This window comes from Streptomyces sp. NBC_00299 (genome assembly GCF_036173045.1).
Classification (GTDB): Bacteria; Actinomycetota; Actinomycetes; order Streptomycetales; family Streptomycetaceae; genus Streptomyces; species Streptomyces machairae.
On record NZ_CP108039.1, the window covers coordinates 8,041,387 to 8,057,506 of the forward strand.

At 72.6% G+C, this 16,120-nt stretch carries 16 protein-coding genes; 11 read left to right on the plus strand and 5 right to left on the minus strand.

Annotation, left to right across the window (positions count from 1 at the left end; translation table 11 throughout):
* The first annotated feature begins 67 nt into the window (after nt 1–67).
* Nucleotides 68–712: a DedA family protein gene (locus tag OHT51_RS35945; protein ID WP_328883060.1), complete on the plus strand. Its 645-nt coding sequence runs from the start codon at nt 68–70 to the stop codon at nt 710–712.
* A gap of 73 nt (nt 713–785) precedes the next feature.
* On the opposite strand, the gene OHT51_RS35950 is transcribed toward OHT51_RS35945, so the two are convergent.
* Entirely contained in the window at nt 786–1,316 is a 531-nt protein-coding gene (locus OHT51_RS35950) for a gamma carbonic anhydrase family protein (protein ID WP_328883061.1), read from the minus strand.
* Between the two features lie 115 nt (nt 1,317–1,431).
* Here OHT51_RS35950 and OHT51_RS35955 point away from each other — a divergent pair, with 115 nt between their 5' ends.
* The gene (locus OHT51_RS35955) at nt 1,432–2,286 is read left to right on the plus strand and encodes an acyltransferase (RefSeq protein ID WP_328883062.1); all 855 of its coding nucleotides are present in this window, start codon (nt 1,432–1,434) and stop codon (nt 2,284–2,286) included.
* Nucleotides 2,287–2,551: 265 nt separating this feature from the next.
* Here OHT51_RS35955 and OHT51_RS35960 read toward each other — a convergent pair whose 3' ends face one another.
* Complete coding sequence (locus OHT51_RS35960) at nt 2,552–3,409, minus strand: DMT family transporter (protein WP_328883063.1); 858 nt, start codon at nt 3,407–3,409, stop codon at nt 2,552–2,554.
* A gap of 107 nt (nt 3,410–3,516) precedes the next feature.
* Between OHT51_RS35960 and OHT51_RS35965 the strand changes: the two genes are divergently transcribed.
* Nucleotides 3,517–4,089, plus strand: a complete 573-nt coding sequence (locus OHT51_RS35965; RefSeq protein ID WP_328883064.1) for a helix-turn-helix domain-containing protein — start codon at nt 3,517–3,519, stop codon at nt 4,087–4,089.
* 43 nt (nt 4,090–4,132) lie between these two features.
* On the plus strand, nt 4,133–4,690 hold the full coding sequence (locus OHT51_RS35970; RefSeq protein WP_328883065.1) for a YbaK/EbsC family protein: 558 nt from the start codon (nt 4,133–4,135) through the stop codon (nt 4,688–4,690).
* A 10-nt stretch (nt 4,691–4,700) separates the two neighbouring features.
* On the opposite strand, the gene OHT51_RS35975 is transcribed toward OHT51_RS35970, so the two are convergent.
* Nucleotides 4,701–5,798: a cation diffusion facilitator family transporter gene (locus OHT51_RS35975; RefSeq protein WP_328883066.1), complete on the minus strand. Its 1,098-nt coding sequence runs from the start codon at nt 5,796–5,798 to the stop codon at nt 4,701–4,703.
* Nucleotides 5,799–5,882: 84 nt separating this feature from the next.
* Here OHT51_RS35975 and OHT51_RS35980 point away from each other — a divergent pair, with 84 nt between their 5' ends.
* Both OHT51_RS35980 and OHT51_RS35985 read left to right on the plus strand, forming a co-directional pair.
* Nucleotides 5,883–6,242: an ArsR/SmtB family transcription factor gene (locus tag OHT51_RS35980; protein WP_328883067.1), complete on the plus strand. Its 360-nt coding sequence runs from the start codon at nt 5,883–5,885 to the stop codon at nt 6,240–6,242.
* 86 nt (nt 6,243–6,328) lie between these two features.
* Nucleotides 6,329–7,714: an SMI1/KNR4 family protein gene (locus OHT51_RS35985; RefSeq protein ID WP_328883068.1), complete on the plus strand. Its 1,386-nt coding sequence runs from the start codon at nt 6,329–6,331 to the stop codon at nt 7,712–7,714.
* Here the strand turns inward: OHT51_RS35985 and OHT51_RS35990 are convergent, their stop codons facing one another.
* A complete protein-coding gene (locus OHT51_RS35990) occupies nt 7,715–8,938 on the minus strand; it encodes a 4-hydroxybenzoate 3-monooxygenase (RefSeq protein ID WP_328883069.1) in 1,224 nt (407 codons plus the stop codon).
* Between the two features lie 131 nt (nt 8,939–9,069).
* Nucleotides 9,070–9,489, minus strand: coding sequence for a CoA-binding protein (locus tag OHT51_RS35995; protein WP_328883070.1), 420 nt, complete (start codon nt 9,487–9,489; stop codon nt 9,070–9,072).
* Between the two features lie 307 nt (nt 9,490–9,796).
* Between OHT51_RS35995 and OHT51_RS36000 the strand changes: the two genes are divergently transcribed.
* From OHT51_RS36000 to OHT51_RS36020, 5 genes are all read left to right on the plus strand, one after another.
* Entirely contained in the window at nt 9,797–10,561 is a 765-nt protein-coding gene (locus OHT51_RS36000; protein ID WP_328883071.1) for a hypothetical protein, read from the plus strand.
* The gene (locus OHT51_RS36005; RefSeq protein ID WP_328883072.1) at nt 10,558–11,103 is read left to right on the plus strand and encodes a SixA phosphatase family protein; all 546 of its coding nucleotides are present in this window, start codon (nt 10,558–10,560) and stop codon (nt 11,101–11,103) included. The genes OHT51_RS36000 and OHT51_RS36005 overlap by 4 nt, the downstream gene beginning before the upstream one ends.
* A gap of 75 nt (nt 11,104–11,178) precedes the next feature.
* Nucleotides 11,179–11,805, plus strand: a complete 627-nt coding sequence (locus OHT51_RS36010) for a YigZ family protein (RefSeq protein ID WP_328883073.1) — start codon at nt 11,179–11,181, stop codon at nt 11,803–11,805.
* A 157-nt stretch (nt 11,806–11,962) separates the two neighbouring features.
* The gene (locus tag OHT51_RS36015; protein WP_328883074.1) at nt 11,963–13,126 is read left to right on the plus strand and encodes an exonuclease SbcCD subunit D; all 1,164 of its coding nucleotides are present in this window, start codon (nt 11,963–11,965) and stop codon (nt 13,124–13,126) included.
* Nucleotides 13,123–16,119 carry an SMC family ATPase gene (locus tag OHT51_RS36020; RefSeq protein ID WP_328883075.1) on the plus strand — a complete coding sequence of 999 codons (2,997 nt, stop codon included), beginning with the start codon at nt 13,123–13,125 and terminating at the stop codon, nt 16,117–16,119. Before OHT51_RS36015 ends, OHT51_RS36020 begins: the two co-directional genes overlap by 4 nt.
* The last annotated feature ends 1 nt before the right edge of the window (nt 16,120 follow it).

Here is a 16,120-nt window from a genome sequence, read left to right on the forward strand (position 1 = left end):
CCGGCGCACGCTCAGGACCGAGCGTGCGCCGGGAAGCACAGGGTGCACGACATGGGAGGAAGCGGCGTTGCACGTCCAGGAATGGCTCGAAACGGTGCCCCCGCTCGCCATCTATCTACTGGTCGGCGTGGTCATCGGTCTGGAGAGCCTGGGCATCCCGCTGCCCGGCGAGATCATCCTGGTCTCCTCGGCGCTGCTCGCCTCACAGCACGGTGAGATCGACCCCTTCGTGCTCGGCGCCTGCGCGACCGCGGGTGCGATCATCGGTGACTCCATCGGCTACGCGATCGGCCGCAAGGGCGGGCGCCCACTGCTGGCATGGCTGGGTGCGAAATTCCCCAAGCACTTCAGCGAGGGCCATATCGCCACCGCCGAGCGCTCCTTCCAGAAGTGGGGCATGTGGGCCGTCTTCTTCGGCCGCTTCGTCGCCCTCCTGCGCATCTTCGCCGGGCCCCTCGCGGGCGTCCTGCGGATGCCGTACTGGAAGTTCCTGACCGCCAACGTCCTCGGCGGCATCCTCTGGGCGGGCGGCACGACCGCGGTCATCTACTACGTCGGAGTGGTCGCCGAGTCCTGGCTGAAGCGCTTCTCGTGGCTGGGCCTGGTGGCGGCCGTCCTGATCGGCCTGACGTCAATGCTGATCATCAAGCGCAAGGCGAAGAAGGTCCAGACGGCACACGCGGAGCCGGAACCGGTGGCCGCCGGAGACTGAAGCGCGTCCTGAAAGGGGCGTGGAGAACGGCGCGACCAGCCAGGACGGGCCTCGGATCGCGAAGGACCGACCTCTACGCCCCGTGCTCGTCCCGGTGGGCCTTCGCCAAGTCCGCATACAGGGTTCCGTTCAGCGTGACGCCCTGCCGCTCTTCCTCAGTCAGCTCCCGCTTCACCTTCGCCGGCACCCCCGCCACCAGCGACCCGGGCGGCACCTGCATCCCCTGCGGCACCAGGGCCTGAGCAGCCACCAGGGATCCCGCCCCGATCACCGCACCGTTCAGGACGGTCGCCCCCATCCCGATCAGACAGTCGTCCCCGACGGTCGCGCCGTGCACCACGGCGTTGTGACCGACCGAGACACGCGCACCGATGCGCACGGGAAAACCGGGATCGGCATGCAACGTGCAGTTGTCCTGGACATTGGACTCGGCCCCGACGGAGATCCGCTCCGCGTCCCCCCGCACGACGGCGCCGTACCAAACGCTGGCCCCCTCCTCCAGCGTCACGTCGCCGATCACCGACGAGGTCGGCGCCACGAACGCAGCCTCGTCGATCTTCGGCTCCCGGCCCCCGATGCCCATGACCAGCGCCTTCTGCGTCATCGCCCTCTCCTCACCGCAAACGTCGTCGACACTGCGCACCGTACGCCACCCGGTAGGGCGAAGATCACAGGCCCTCGACCTCATAAGGGCCCGGCGCGCTCAGTACGGTAAGCGGGTGCCCAAGCGCAAGAACACGTTCTCGTCCTGGCGGCGCGGCCTCACGCAGCGCGCCGTCCATGCGGGCTGGGCCTGGGTGCAGCGCACGGGGTCGGTGACGTCCGAGAACCCCGGCCGCTTCCACTTCGGTTCGATCGGCGAGGCCACCCGGCTGGCCTTCCCGCTCGGCACGGTCTTCGGCGAACCCTGGATCCACCTCGGCTCCCACTGCATCGTCGGCGAGCAGGTGACGCTGACGGCCGGCCTGATGCCCGACCTGGACCTCGGCCCGGAGCCGATCCTGCGGATAGGGGACGGCGTCGTGCTGGGCCGCGGCAGCCATGTCATCGCCGACACGACGGTCACCATCGGCAGCGACTGCTACTTCGGGCCGTACGTGTACGTCACGTCCACGAACCACTCGTACGACGACCCGCACGAGCCCATCGGCAAGCAGTGGCCGCGGATGGAGCCGGTCGAGATCGGCCCCGGGTGCTGGATCGGCACCGGCGCGGTGATCCTGCCGGGGGCGCGGATCGGGCGGAACGTCGTCGTCGCGGCCGGAGCGGTGGTCCGGGGCGTGGTGCCCGATCACGCCGTCGTCGCGGGGGCGCCCGCCCGGGTCGTGCGGCGCTGGACCCCGGACGACGGCTGGCAGCCGCCGCTTCGGACTCCGGCGCCCGTGCCGATACCCGACGGGATCACCCCCGAGCAGCTCCAGGCGCTGGCCGAGCTGGACGACGAGACGGTGGCGAAGCTGGCGGAGCTGGACGAGCAGGCGGCTGCGAAGCCGGACGGGCCGGACGGGAAGGCGGCGCCCAAGCCGGATCAGGCGATGGCTGCCGAACTCGCTGAGCTGGACGCGGAGTCCTGAATCAGCGCCGGACGGGCCGGGCGGGAAGGCGGCGCCCAAGCCGGATCAGGCGATGGCTGCCGAACTCGCTGAGCTGGACGCGGAGTCCTGAATCAGCGCCGGACGGGCCGGGCGGGAAGGCGGCGCCCAAGCCGGATCAGGCGATGGCTGCCGAACTCGCTGAGCTGGACGCGGAGTCCTGAGTCAGCCGGTTGCCAGCAGCAGCGTCCTCACCAGGATGAGCCGGCGGCTGCCGAGCTCGCCGAGCTGGACGCGGAGTCCTGAGTCAGCCGGTTGCCAGCAGCAGCGTCCCCACCAGGGCGAGCCCTGCGCCCGCCGCCTGCACGCCCCGCAAACGCTCTTTGAGGAAACCGCGCGCGGCCATCGCCGTCACCACCGGGTAGAGCGAGGCGAGCACGGCGGCCACGGTGACCGGGCCGTGGTGGGCGGCGACCACATACGTGCCGTTCGCCGCCACATCGGCGAGGCCGACGAAGGCGAGCGCCGGCAGGGAGCGCCAGGGGAAGGTGCCGTCCGGGAGCGCGGCGGCGCCTCGCCGGATGGAGGCGTACAGGGCGAGGCCGCCCGCCACCACGTTGACCACACGCTGGACGAAGAGCGCGAGGAACAGGCCTGTGATGGTGGTCGACGCCTCCGCGATCAGCGCGAACACCGTGCCGAAGCCGAAGGCGGCGATCAGCGTGAGCAGGATGGCCTGACGCTGCACGGGTGCGCCCCGCAGTTGCGGTCCGCCCGCGAGCACCACACCGAGCACGGCGACGGCAATCCCCGCGACCTGCATCAGTCCGGGCCGCTCGCCGAGGAAGAGGCCCACCCCGACCGGGACGGCCACTCCCACGGTGCCGAGCGGGGAGACCACGCCCATCGGTCCCAGCGCGAGCGCCTTGTAGAAGCAGAGCAGGGCGACCGGGCCCACGATTCCGGCGGCGACCGCGAACCACAGCTGGTCACCGGCCTCGCTCCAGGCGCCGGTGGCCACCACGATCACGCCGAGCACGGCCGCCGCGATCCCCTGCGAGACGACGACCACCGTCAGGGCCGGGGTGCGTCGCGTCAGCAGTCCGCCGCCGAAGTCGGCCAGTCCCCACAGCAGGCTGGTGGCCAGGGCGAAGAGTGCTGTCACGGGTGCCTCGCAGTACAGTTCGGTGCACGATCGGGTGCATCCCACCGTAGTGCAGTGGGATATACCCTGTCATCCAGAATATTGGACTCCGCAACGTTGGACGGAATGTGTCGGACCTCGACCTGCTGACCCAGTCCCTGGCGCGCAACGTCAAGCGCTGGCGCACCGAGCGCGGCTTCACCCTGGACACGCTCGCCGCGCGTGCCGGGGTCAGCCGCGGCATGCTCATCCAGATCGAACAGGCCCGCACCAACCCGAGCCTCGGCACCGTGGTCAAGATCGGCGACGCGCTCGGGGTCAGCATCACGACCCTCCTCGACTACGAGCAGGGTCCGAAGGTGCGCGTCGTCCCGCCCGAGCAGGTGGTCCGGCTGTGGCACACCGACGCGGGCAGCTACAGCAGGCTCCTCGCCGGCACGGAGGCCCCCGGTCCGCTGGAGATGTGGGACTGGAAGCTGATGCCGGGCGAGAACAGCGGATCGGACCCGCACCCCGCCGGCACCGTCGAGATCGCCCATGTCACGACGGGCGAACTGACCCTGACCGTCGAGGGTGTGGAGTACCGCGTCGCGGCCGGCTCCAGCGTCACCTTCGACGCCAACACCCCGCACACCTACGCCAATCAGGGCGACGTCCCGATGCAGATGACCCTGACGGTCTCGGTTCCCCCCGTGCACTGAGACGCCCGGCCGGAAGGCGCCGCGGTCCTGTTAGCGTGCGCTCATGGACGCCCCCATCGGACACTTCGACCACGCCACTCCCGCCCCGGACTGCCTCGACGAGCTCACCCGACCGGTCGCCGACGCCGTACGCCAGTGGCACGGCAGCGTCCCCGCCGAGCAGATCATCTACGTCGAGACCGATCCGCAGTGGGCCGACACCGCCGTGTTCGTGGAGCACTACGGGCGGGAGCTGCTCGAACAGTCCGCGAACTGCGTTGTCGTCGCCGGCAAGCGCGGCGGCGAGACGTCCCTGGCCGCGTGCGTCGTGCTCTCCACCACCCGGGTCGACGTCAACGGCGTGGTGCGCCGGCAACTGGGCGCCCGCAAGGCGTCGTTCGCCTCGATGGACACGGCGACGAGCGAGACCGGCATGGAGTACGGCGGCATCACCCCGATCGGACTGCCAGACGGCTGGCCGGTGCTGGTGGACTCGGCCGTCCTCGATCTGCCGTACGTCCTGGTCGGCAGCGGTCGGCGGCGCGGCAAGCTGCTCGTGCCGGGCAAGGCGTTCGCCGAGCTGCCGGGGGCGGTCGTGCTGGAGGGGCTCGGCGTCTCCTGAGTACGCGGGTTCAGGCCGCGGTGTGGTGGGCGAGGGCGTGGTGCGGATCCGCCTCGCCCGGCACCGGTGCCGGATCGGCGTGGACCAGGGCCGCGGTGAGCCGGGGCACGGCGTGCAGCAGCGCGTGTTCGGCGTCGACGGCGATGGCGTGTGCCTGCCGTACCGTCGCCTCGCCGTCCACGACGACCGCCACCTCGGCGCGCAGCCGATGCCCGATCCAGCGCAGCCGCAACTCGCCGACCTCTCGTACGCCCTCGACCTCCCGCAGTGCCTGCTCAGCCCGGTCCACCAGGGCCGGGTCCACGGCGTCCATCACCCGCCGGAACACCTCGCGCGCGGCGTCCCGCAGCACCAGCGTGATCGCGGCCGTGATCGCCAACCCGACGATCGGGTCCGCGAGTTGCCAGCCCAGTGCCGCACCGCCCGCGCTCAACAGGACGGCCAGTGAGGTGAAGCCGTCCGTCCGCGCGTGCAGGCCGTCCGCCACGAGGGCGGCCGAGCCGATCGCCCGGCCGACCCGGATCCGGTAGCGGGCCACCCACTCGTTGCCCGCGAACCCGACGAGTGCCGCCACGGCCACCGCCGGGATCTGCTGCATGGGGCGGGGGTCGAGGAGGCGGTCGACGGCCGTCCACGCCGCGAAGGCCGCGGACGCGGCGATCGTCAGCACGATGGCGATGCCCGCGAGATCCTCCGCCCGTCCATAGCCGTAGGTGAACCGGCGAGTCGCCGCGCGCCGGCCCAGTACGAAGGCGATCCCGAGCGGTACGGCCGTCAGTGCGTCCGCGGTGTTGTGCACCGTGTCGCCGAGCAGCGCCACCGACCCGGACGCGACCACGACGACCGCCTGGGCGAGCGCCGTCAGGCCGAGCACCGCCAGCGAGACCCACAGGGCGCGCATGCCGCGGGCCGAGGACTCCAGCGCGGAGTCGAGCTTGTCGGCCGTCTCGTGGGAGTGAGGGGTGAAGAGGTGGGCGAGGCGGTGGCGGAGGCCGGTGGAGGAGTGGTCGTGCGGGTGGGGATGGTCGTGCGCGTGCTCGTGCTCGCTCGCCGGGCCCCGGTCGTGACCGTGCCCGTGGTGGTGCTCGTGCTCGTGCCGGTCGCCCACGGCGTTCCCTTTCCGTCGCCCGAGTGTGTGGAGGTCTGTTGCGCGGGTGTGGACGCGGGCCGTCCACGAGGCCATTATGTGCGTATGAGCGCACGCATGCACCTGTCAACTGCGCACGATGCGCACCCGCGCATCCCGGGCGAGGAACAGTTCGCACTCGCCGCCGAACTCCTCGCCCTGCTCGGCGACCGCACCCGCCTCACGCTGCTGCACGCACTGACTTCCGGCGAGGCCGATGTCACGACCCTCACCGAGGCCTGCGGCGCGGCCCGGCCCGCCGTCAGCCAGCATCTGGCGCGGCTGCGTCTCGCCGGTCTGGTGAACACGCGCAAGGAAGGCCGCCGGGTGATCTACTCGCTCGGCGACGGTCATCTGCGCCGCCTCCTCGACGAGGCGCTCAACGTGGCGGACCACCGGCTCAGCGACCGGCCGCTGCACGACTGAAGCCGGTCGCCCCGCCCGGCGGACGAACGGCCGGTCCCGGCGATAATCGGCTCCGTCACGACCGACGGAACGACCGGAGGCCACCCTTGCCCTCGATACATGACTTTGCGACCTGGGAACCCATCCTGCGGGTCGTGCGGGCGAGCAACGAGGAGCGCTTGGCCGCTCCGGGCGGCTATGTGGCCGGCCAGATCGGTGTGTACGGATGGAGCGTGCCCGTGCGGCGCCGGTCACCGGAGCCGGGACGAGCCGCCCAGGTCGAGGACATGCAGGACGAGTGGGACGCGGTCGAGGTGGTGCGCAACGCTCTCCTGGAGGCCGACACCCACGACATCGCCTTCGTGGCCGAGATCTCGCCGGCGGGTCGGACCGTGCTCCATCTGATCAGTTGTGGTCCCGCCGCGGATCCCGGTATCGCCGGTCCGTACCCGGGCTCGCTCCTCCTGGTCGAGGACGCCGTGGCCGAGCCGTGGCGCCGCCTGCCCGATCCGATGCCCGGCGCGGTACCGGCGCCGTCAGCGGACCCGGCGCAGCTGGAACGGACCCTGCGCGAGCGGCTCCCCGACGCCATCGGCGCCACCGAGGCGGAGATCGCCGCCGCGGAAGCACGCCTCGGCGTCACGCTGCCCGACGAACTCAAGGCGCTCTACCGGGTGACGCGGGCGCGGTGGGCGGACTGGGGCGACTACGAGACGGCGGAAGTCGTCTACGACGCAGTCGGCTGCGAACTCCTCGCGCTGGATGACCTGTTCGTCGCCGACGCCTCCTCCCGCCCGTGCCGCTGGGAGTTCGCGGCGATGGAGGCGGTCGTCACCCCGCCCGACGCCGCAGTGCAGCAACTGGTCGGCTCACCCGGCTGGATCGTCTTCGGCGACAACGGCGGCGGCGACCGTATCGCGGTCGACCTGACACCCGGTCCGCGCGGGCACCTCGGGCAGATCGTCATGCTCAGCCACGAGTGGAACATCGGCGCCGAACTGCTCGCCGACTCGCTGACCGATCTGGTGCTGAACGGGGAGAGCGGGGAAGCGGGCGGTGACTCTCGCGGGGACCGGCCGCCGGCCGTGGTGCGGGTCAACAGCAGCAGCCTGACCAGCATCCAGGCCGCCGCCCACCCCGGGCTGGAAGCGCTGAGCATCGGTGTGTGGGACGGTGAGCCGTTCAGCCTCGCGCCCCTCACCGGCCTGCCGCGCCTGCGCACCCTCACCGCATACTCCGGCACACTCGCCGACCCGCAGGAGATCGCCAAGCTGACCGGGCTGGAGTTCCTGAAGCTCGGCCCGCAGGAGTGGCGCGCCCTGCTCGCCGCCGGGGCCGTCCCGCGCAGCCTGTCGGCCGCCGCCATCCAGGTGGACGGGGCCCCGCACCCGCTCCCGATCGTGGACCTCGCCAACGAGATCCTCGCCCTGTGGGACCGTCCCCCGATCACCCGGACCGTCCTCGAAGGCGACCTCGGTCCCGAGGCGGCGTAGTCAGGCGTCCGTGTGCTTGCCCAGGTACTGCTCCGCGAACGCCATCGCGGCCGTCGGGGAGCCGAAGATGCGGCGGAGGCGGGCGAGGGTGGTGCCCGCGCGGTACGGGTCGCCCGAGGACGTGCCGTGGTAGACCTCGGAGAGCCAGTGGGAGAACTCCTGGTAGTCCCACACCCGGTTCAGGCAGGCCTGCGAGTAGCCGTCCAGGCCGGTGCTGTCGCCCTTCGTCAGGTGGGCGACGAGTCCGTCGCCGAGCAGGAAGGCGTCGTGCAGGGCGAGATTCATGCCCTTCGCGGCGATCGGTGCGGTCAGGTGGGCTGCGTCGCCTGCCAGGAAGAGGCGGCCGAACACCATGGGCTCGACCACGTAGTTGTGCATGTCGAGGACACGCTTCTCGATGAGGCGCCCCTCCGTCAGCGGCGGCGCGCCGGTCGCCCCGAGCCGTTGCTGCAGCTCCGTCCAGGCCCGGTCGTGCGACCAGTTCTCCGGGTCGTCGCCGGGCGGGCACTCGAGGTAGTAGCGGGTCACCTCGGCGCTGCGCGGCATGTGCCCGGCGAAGCCGCTGGGATGCATGCCGAACAGAACGCAGTCCGAGGACGGCGGTGCCTCGGCGAGCAGCGCCAGCCAGCCGATGCCGTAGTCGCTGCGGGAGATGTGGGCGCGGTCGGCGGGCAGGGCCGCCCGCGTCACTCCGCGCGCCCCGTCACAGCCCGCGACGAAGTCGCAGTGCACGATCTCCCGCTGTCCCGTCTCCGGGCAGGTGTACGACACCGAGGGGCGGTCGGTGTCGAGGTCGTGCAGCTGTACGTCCCGCACGCCGAACCGTATGGCGCCGCCGCGCACGTCCGCGTACTCGCGCACCAGGTCCGTCACCAGGAACTGCTGGGGGTAGACCCAGTGATGAGCGCCCGTCAGCTGTGCGTACTCGAACCGGTAGCGCTCCCCGGCGAACCGGAACTCGCACTCGGTGTGCCGCTGTGCGCGCTCCAGCAGCGTGTCGGCGAGGCCTCGCCGCTGAAGTCCGCGTACGGCCCACTCCTCGATGACGCCGGCCCGCGGCCGCTGCTCGATGAACTGGCGTGTCTCGATCTCCAGGACCAGACAGTCGACGGACGCCGCCCGCAGGATGTTCCCGAGGGTGAGGCCGGCCGGGCCGGCGCCCACGATGACGACCGGAAAGCGCTGCGTCGCGCTGGAGTTGGGGTGGGGGGAGGTGGAAGTCACCCGAGCATTATGGGGTGGGCGTCATGGCCAGGGGAGGGTCCCGGAGGCGGCTCGGTGCAGTGGCGGCGCAGTGGGACGGCAACTCGGCGCGGCGGCGACTCAGTGGTGAGGACGGCCGAGGCGGCGGCGCTTCAGTTGTGGGGCCGGCCGAGGCGCGGTATCTCGATCGCCGGGCAGCGATCCATGACCATCTCCAGTCCCGCCGCGCGCGTGCGCTCGTACGCCGCCTCGTCGATGACGCCCAGCTGGAACCAGACCGCCTTCGCGCCCTTGGCCACCGCGTCGTCGGCGATCGGGCCGGCGAGGTCGCTGTTCACGAAGACGTCGACCACGTCCACGTCGAAGGGGATGTCCGCCAAGGAGGCATAGCCGCGCTCGCCATGGACCGTCTCGGCCTTGGGATGAACGGGCACGATGCGCTTGCCGTAGCGCTGCAGCACATCGGCCACCCCGTACGCCGCCCGCCGCTCGTTCGACGACAGGCCCACGACGGCCCAGGTGTCGCCCAGTTCGGTGAGGATCCTGCGGACCGCTGCCTCGTCGCCGTACACCGTGGGCCTCCCTGTGCTTCGTACGTACCGGTGATTCGTGCCACTGCCGTCCAGCTGTTCTCATGACCCACAACGGCCGACGGCCCACGAGGATTCCCCGACACGCCGCGGATCCTGGGAACCCTGGCCCGAACTCCTGTCCGGGCGGGCAGGTGCGCAGTACGGTTCGGGCAGTCCGCACGGCAGGGGGTGGCGATGCCCGGGTACGACAGACGCCTCGCGCGCGTGAATGGGCCGTACGACCATGGATGACCAGCGAACTCCTGGCGGACCGGACGCCCGCCACGCTGACCGGAAAGCGGGCCGGATGACTGCGGACGACCGCGCGGGCGCCTACGCTCGCTCCGTGCTGCGCATCATCGACGCCCGAACCGGCAAGCCCGTCGACGCCGCGCCCGCCCGCCGCGGCCTGACCCGCATCGAGGCGCATACGGAGGGCTTCGACGTCACCGCCCTGCGGGTGCTCCTGGTCGCCGACCTCCTCGTCCGCGCCCTGGAGCTCGGCGGTACGCCGGTCTGGGCGCTGCTCGACGAGGAGCGGCAGCAGGCGGAGCTCCGGGCGGGCGCCGCGGCGCTCGGCATCCGGCCCTTCGAGGACGGCCGGGACGCGGCTTCGGGCGGCCTGGGCGAGGCGCAGGTGATCCACGTCATGCGCGAAGGCGGTGACGCGGAACCCGACGGCGTACGGGTCGCCGTCGCGCCCGTGCACTCGGAGGCGCCGCCGCAGGAGGGTGAACCCGCCGCCCTGCGCCTCGCACTGCTGTCCCGGCGCAGAGACGTGCCCGTACGGCTCGACGCGGCCGCGCTCGCCGAGGCCCAGGACACCCTCGCCCGCTGGCGCCGTGCCGTTGCCGGCTGGGCGCAGCGGCCGTCACGGCCCATCCCCGACGAGGTGCGCACAGAGCTGCGTACCGCCTGGGAGGACGACCTCGACGTACCCGGCGTGCTGGGCGTCCTGCGCTGGGTGGAGACCGCGCCGGAGCTCTCGGACGGCGCCCGCTTCGAGACGTACGCCTACGCCGACCGGCTCCTCGGCCTCGACCTCGCGCGCGACCTGGGAAGCTCGGCGTGAGCGCGCGCACGGGAGCGGGTCCGCTGCGTCGCCTGGTCGTCCTGCGGCACGCCAAGTCCGCCTGGCCGGAGGGCGTCGCCGACCATCAACGCCCGCTCGGCCCACGCGGCCTCCGCGACGCCCCGGCTGCGGGACGGATGCTCGCCGAGGCCGACTGTCTGCCGGATCTCGCCCTGTGCTCGACCGCCGTACGCGCGCGTGCGACCTGGGACCTTGCGGCCTCCCAGTGGGGCACGCCGCCACCGGTGCGTCACGACCCGCGGCTGTACGCGGCCGACGTGCCCGACCTGCTGGCGGTCGTGCACGAGGTGCCCGCCGAGGTCGAGACGCTGCTGCTGGTGGGGCACAACCCCGGCCTGGAGGAACTCGTCCTCGCCCTCGCGGGCGACGACCTCGACGGCGCGCTCGCCGAGGTCCGTACGAAGTTCCCGACGTCGGCGATCGCCGTGCTCGCCTGGCACGGCACCGGCTGGCGGGCTCTCACGCCGGGCACGGCGTTGCTGACGGGGGTCATGGTGGCGCGAGGCAAGAAGCCGACGTGAACCGACCCCCGGCTCGGGCCTCGGGCCTCGGGCCTCGGGACGAGGGTTGGCGGAAGGTCGGCATAGGCTGGCCGGATGCAGGACGAGTACCGCACAGTCGCCCACGCGGGCGTGCACGAGACCGAGGTCAACCGCTCACGCTTCATCTGTGCGCTCGCCCCGGCGGCCACCGAACAGGAGGCCCAGGACTTCATCGCCGGCGTCCGCAAGGAGCACGCCGACGCCACCCACAACTGCTGGGCCTATGTCATCGGCGCCGACGCCGCGATCCAGAAGGCCAGCGACGACGGCGAACCGGGCGGCACCGCCGGCGTCCCCATGCTCCAGATGCTGCTGCGCCGCGACATGCGGTACGTCGTCGCCGTCGTCACCCGCTACTACGGCGGCGTGAAGCTCGGCGCGGGCGGGCTCATCCGGGCTTACGGCGGCGCCGTGGGAGAGGCGATGGACGAGCTCGGCACGCTCACCCGCCGCCGCTTCCGGCTGGCCACGGTGACCGTCGACCACCAGCGCGCGGGCAAGGTGGAGAACGACCTCAGGTCGACCGGGCGGGAGGTGCGTGACGTGCGGTACGGGGAGGCGGTCACGATCGAGATCGGTCTGCCGGACGCCGACGTGGAGTCGTTCCGGGCGTGGCTCGCGGACGCGACGGCGGGGGCGGCGGGGTTCGAGCTCGGGGGAGAGGCGTACGGGGACGCGTGAGGGGCCGGGTGAGGGGTCGGGTGGCGCGGCGTGCTGCACGGTGGGCAGGGCGCGCTGGGTGAAATGTCCTTAACGGGCGTATGGCGCCCCTGTCATGACGGGGCGATACGGGAGTAACCGCCCGTGCTGTCAGACCCGGCCGTTAGTCTCGGGGATCATGAGACTGCTGCACACTTCCGACTGGCATCTCGGCAGGGCGTTCCACCGGGTGAACATGCTCGGGGCCCAGGCCGAGTTCATCGGTCACCTTGTCGCGACCGTGCGTGAGCGTGGTGTGGACGCGGTGGTCGTGTCGGGAGACGTGTACGACCGGGCGGTTCCGCCACTGGCCGCGGTCGAGCTGTTCGACGACGCCCTGCACCGGCTCGCCGACCTCGGTGTGCCCACCGTGATGATCTCCGGGAATCACGACTCGGCGCGTCGGCTCGGTGTGGGAGCCGGGCTGATCGGCCGCGCGGGTGTCCATCTGCGGACCGAGCCGGCGGCGTGCGGGACGCCGGTCGTGCTGCGGGACGACTTCGGCGATGTGGCCTTCTACGGACTTCCGTATCTCGAACCCGCCCTGGTGAAGGACGAGTTCGGCGTCGACAGGCCCGGGCACGAGGCAGTGCTCGCCGCCGCGATGGACCGAGTGCGCGACGACCTCACCGCACGCGCGCGTGGCACGCGGTCCGTCGTCCTCGCGCATGCCTTCGTCACCGGGGGCGAGGCCAGCGACAGCGAGCGGGACATCACCGTCGGCGGGGTGGCCGCAGTGCCCGCGGGGGTCTTCGACGGCGTCGACTATGCCGCGCTGGGCCACCTCCACGGCTGCCAGACCATCACCGAGCGCGTCCGCTACTCGGGCTCGCCGCTGCCGTACTCCTTCTCGGAGGCCGATCACCGCAAGAGCATGTGGCTCGTCGACCTGGACGCCGACGGAGCGGTCACCGCCGAGCGGGTCGAGTGCCCGGTGCCGCGTGCGCTGGCCCGGATCCGGGGGACGCTGGAGGACCTGCTCGCCGACCCGGCGCTCACGCGGTGCGAGGAAGCCTGGGTCGAGGCGACGCTCACGGACGCGGTGCGCCCGGCGGACCCCATGGCCCGCCTCACCGCGTGCTTCCCGCACACGCTCAGTCTCGTCTTCGACCCCGAGCGCGCACCCGACGATCCCGAAGTGTCCTATGCGCAGCGGCTCGCGGGCCGGAGCGATCAGGAGATCGCGGAGGACTTCGTGGCGCACGTGCGCGGGGCCGGACCGGACGAGCACGAACAGGGCGTGCTGAGGGACGCCTTCGACGCGGTGCGCGCCGACGAGGTTGTGCGGGAGGTGGCGCGGTGAGGCTCCATCGCCTCGACGTGACGGCCTTCGGACCCTTCGGAGGTTCGCAGGCCGTCGACTTCGACGCGCTGTCCCTGGCCGGCCTCTTCCTGCTGCACGGACCGACCGGCGCCGGCAAGACCTCCGTCCTGGACGCCGTCTGCTATGCGCTCTACGGCTCCGTGCCCGGTGCCCGTCAGAGCGGTCAGGGCATGACCCTGCGCAGCGACCACGCCACGGCCGCCACGCGCACGGAGGTCCGGCTCGAACTCACCGTCGCCGGCCGCCGGTTGGAGGTCACCCGGCAACCGCCCTGGGAGCGCCCGAAGAAGCGCGGCACGGGCACGACACTCGACAAGGCGCAGACCTGGCTGCGTGAGTACGACGCGCAGGCCGGGAGCTGGAAGGACCTCAGCCGTTCGCACCAGGAGATCGGCGAGGAGATCACCCAGCTGCTCGGCATGAGCCGCGAGCAGTTCTGCCAGGTCGTGCTGTTGCCCCAGGGCGACTTCGCGCGCTTCCTGCGCGCCGACGCCGAGGCGCGCGGCAAGCTGCTGGGCCGCCTCTTCGACACCCACCGTTTCGCCGAGGTGGAGAAGCGCCTCGCCGAGCGCCGACGGGCGGCCGAGGCGCAGGTGCGGGACGGCGACTCCGCGTTGCTGGCCGACGCCCACCGGATGCAGCAGGCGGCGGGAAACGCCATGCAGTTGCCGCCGGACCTCGCACCGGGCGAGCCGGGCCTTGCCGAGGCCATCCTCGGTGCCGCCGCCATCGCCCGCAGCACCGCCCGCGAGCAGCTGACCGTCGCCCACTGCCGCCTCCTGGCCGCCGAGTCCGCCCAGGCAGCCGCCGATCGCACCCTGGCCGATGTACGCGAAGTGGCCCGGCTGCAGCGGAGGTTCACCGAGGCAGGGGAGCGGGCCGCACTGCTGGAGGAGCGTGCCGACGGCTACCGGCAGGCGCAGGCCCGGATGGAGCGGTCCCGCAAGGCGGAGGCCGTGGCGCCCGCGCTGGAGCTGCGTGACGCGGCCGAGGCGGAGCACCGACGGGCGACGGCGGCCGAGGCTCGCGCGCGTGGACTGCTGCCGGAGACCTTCGCGGGGGCGGGCGCCGCAGGGCTCGCGGTCGCCGCGCGCCGGGCGGCCGAGGAACTGGGCGGACTGGAGTCGGCGCGTCGCGGTGAGCAGCGCCTGGCCGAACTCGTCGACGAGCGCGACGAGCTGGACCGTCAGGAGCGGGCCGACGAGGGCCTGCTGCAGGACGCCGAGGACTGGCTCGCCGGGTGGGAGGACAGCCGCGCCGCACTCCAGGCCCGGATCGACACCGCCCAGGACGCGGCAACCCGGGCCGAGCAGCTCGCCGTACAGCGGGAGCCCGCGCAGCAGCGGCTCGGCGCCGCGCGGATGCGTGACCAGCTCGCCGGGGACACCGACGCCGCCGCCGAACAGGCCCGGCTCGCCCAGGAACAGGTGCTCGAGGCCAAGGCGCACTGGCTCGACGTCAAGGAACAGCGACTGAACGGCATCGCCGCCGAACTGGCCGCCCAGCTGCAGGACGGCGAACCCTGCGCGGTCTGCGGCGCCACCGAGCACCCCGCCCCCGCCCGCAAGGACGCCGGGCACGTGGACCGGGAGGCGGAGGAGCGCGCGCTGACCGCCTACCAGCAGGCGGAGGAACGGCACAGCGAGAAGGAACGGCACCTGGGCGTCGTACGCGAGGCGCTCGCCGCGGCCACGGCCGAGGCCGGTGACTCGCCGACCGACCAACTCGCCGCGCACTGCGAGGAGCTGGAGCGCCTGTGGGCGCAGGCCCGGCGGGACGCCTCCGCGCTGCATCCGGCCCACGAGGAGCTGCGCCGGGCCGAGGCGGAGTACGAGCAGCGGACCGCCGACCGGCAGCGGGCGGCGGTCAGAGTCGCGTCCCGGGTGGGCCACCGCGAGCGGCTGGACCGGGAACGGGCCACTCTGGAGGGGGAGTTGACCCAGGCCCGCGGCACCGCAGCCAGTGTGGCCGCGCGAGCCGCCCAACTGGAGCGGCAGGCCGAGCTGCTCACCGACGCCGCCGACACCGCGCGTATCGCCGAGGACGTCGCTCAACGCCTCAAGGACGCGGACGCCCGCCTGGCCGACGCCGCCTTCCGCGCGGGCTTCGACACCCCGCACGCCGCGGCCGCCGCGCTCCTCGACGACGCCGCCCACCGGGACCTCCAACGGCGGCTGGACGCCTGGCAGTCCGAGGAGTCCGCCGTACGCGCGGTCCTCGCCGAGGCCGACACCGCTGCCGCCGCCCAGCAGCCGCCGGCCGAGGTGGGGTCCGCGGAGCGGACCGCCTCCGCAGCGGTCCAGCGGGCCCGCGACGCCGCCTCCGCGCGCGACGCCGCCGCCCGGCGCTGCACCGAGCTCGACCGGCTGTCCACGCGCGCGACCGCCGCCGCGCGCCAACTCGCCCCACTGCGCCGGGAGTACGACCGCGTGGCCCGCCTCGCCACACTCACGGCCGGAACCTCGTCGGACAACGAACGCAAGATGCGCCTGGAGTCGTACGTCCTGGCTGCCCGCCTCGAACAGGTCGCCGCCGCCGCGACCGTACGGCTGCAACGCATGTCGTCCGGCCGCTACACCCTCGTCCACTCCGACGACCGGGCCGGCCGTGGCCGCAGCGGGCTCGGGCTGCATGTCGTCGACGCCTGGACGGGGCGGGAGCGGGACACGGCGACGCTGTCGGGCGGTGAGACGTTCTTCGCCTCTCTTGCCCTCGCTCTCGGTCTCGCGGACGTCGTGACCGACGAGGCCGGCGGGGTCCGCCTGGACACGCTCTTCATCGACGAGGGCTTCGGCAGCCTCGACGACCAGACTCTCGACGAGGTGCTCGACGTGCTCGACTCCCTGCGCGAGCGCGACCGCAGCGTCGGGATCGTCAGCCATGTCGCGGATCTGCGTCGGCGGATCCATGCGCAATTGGAGGTCGTGAAGGGGAGATCGGGGTCGGTGCTGCGGCAGCGGGGTGTCGGATGAC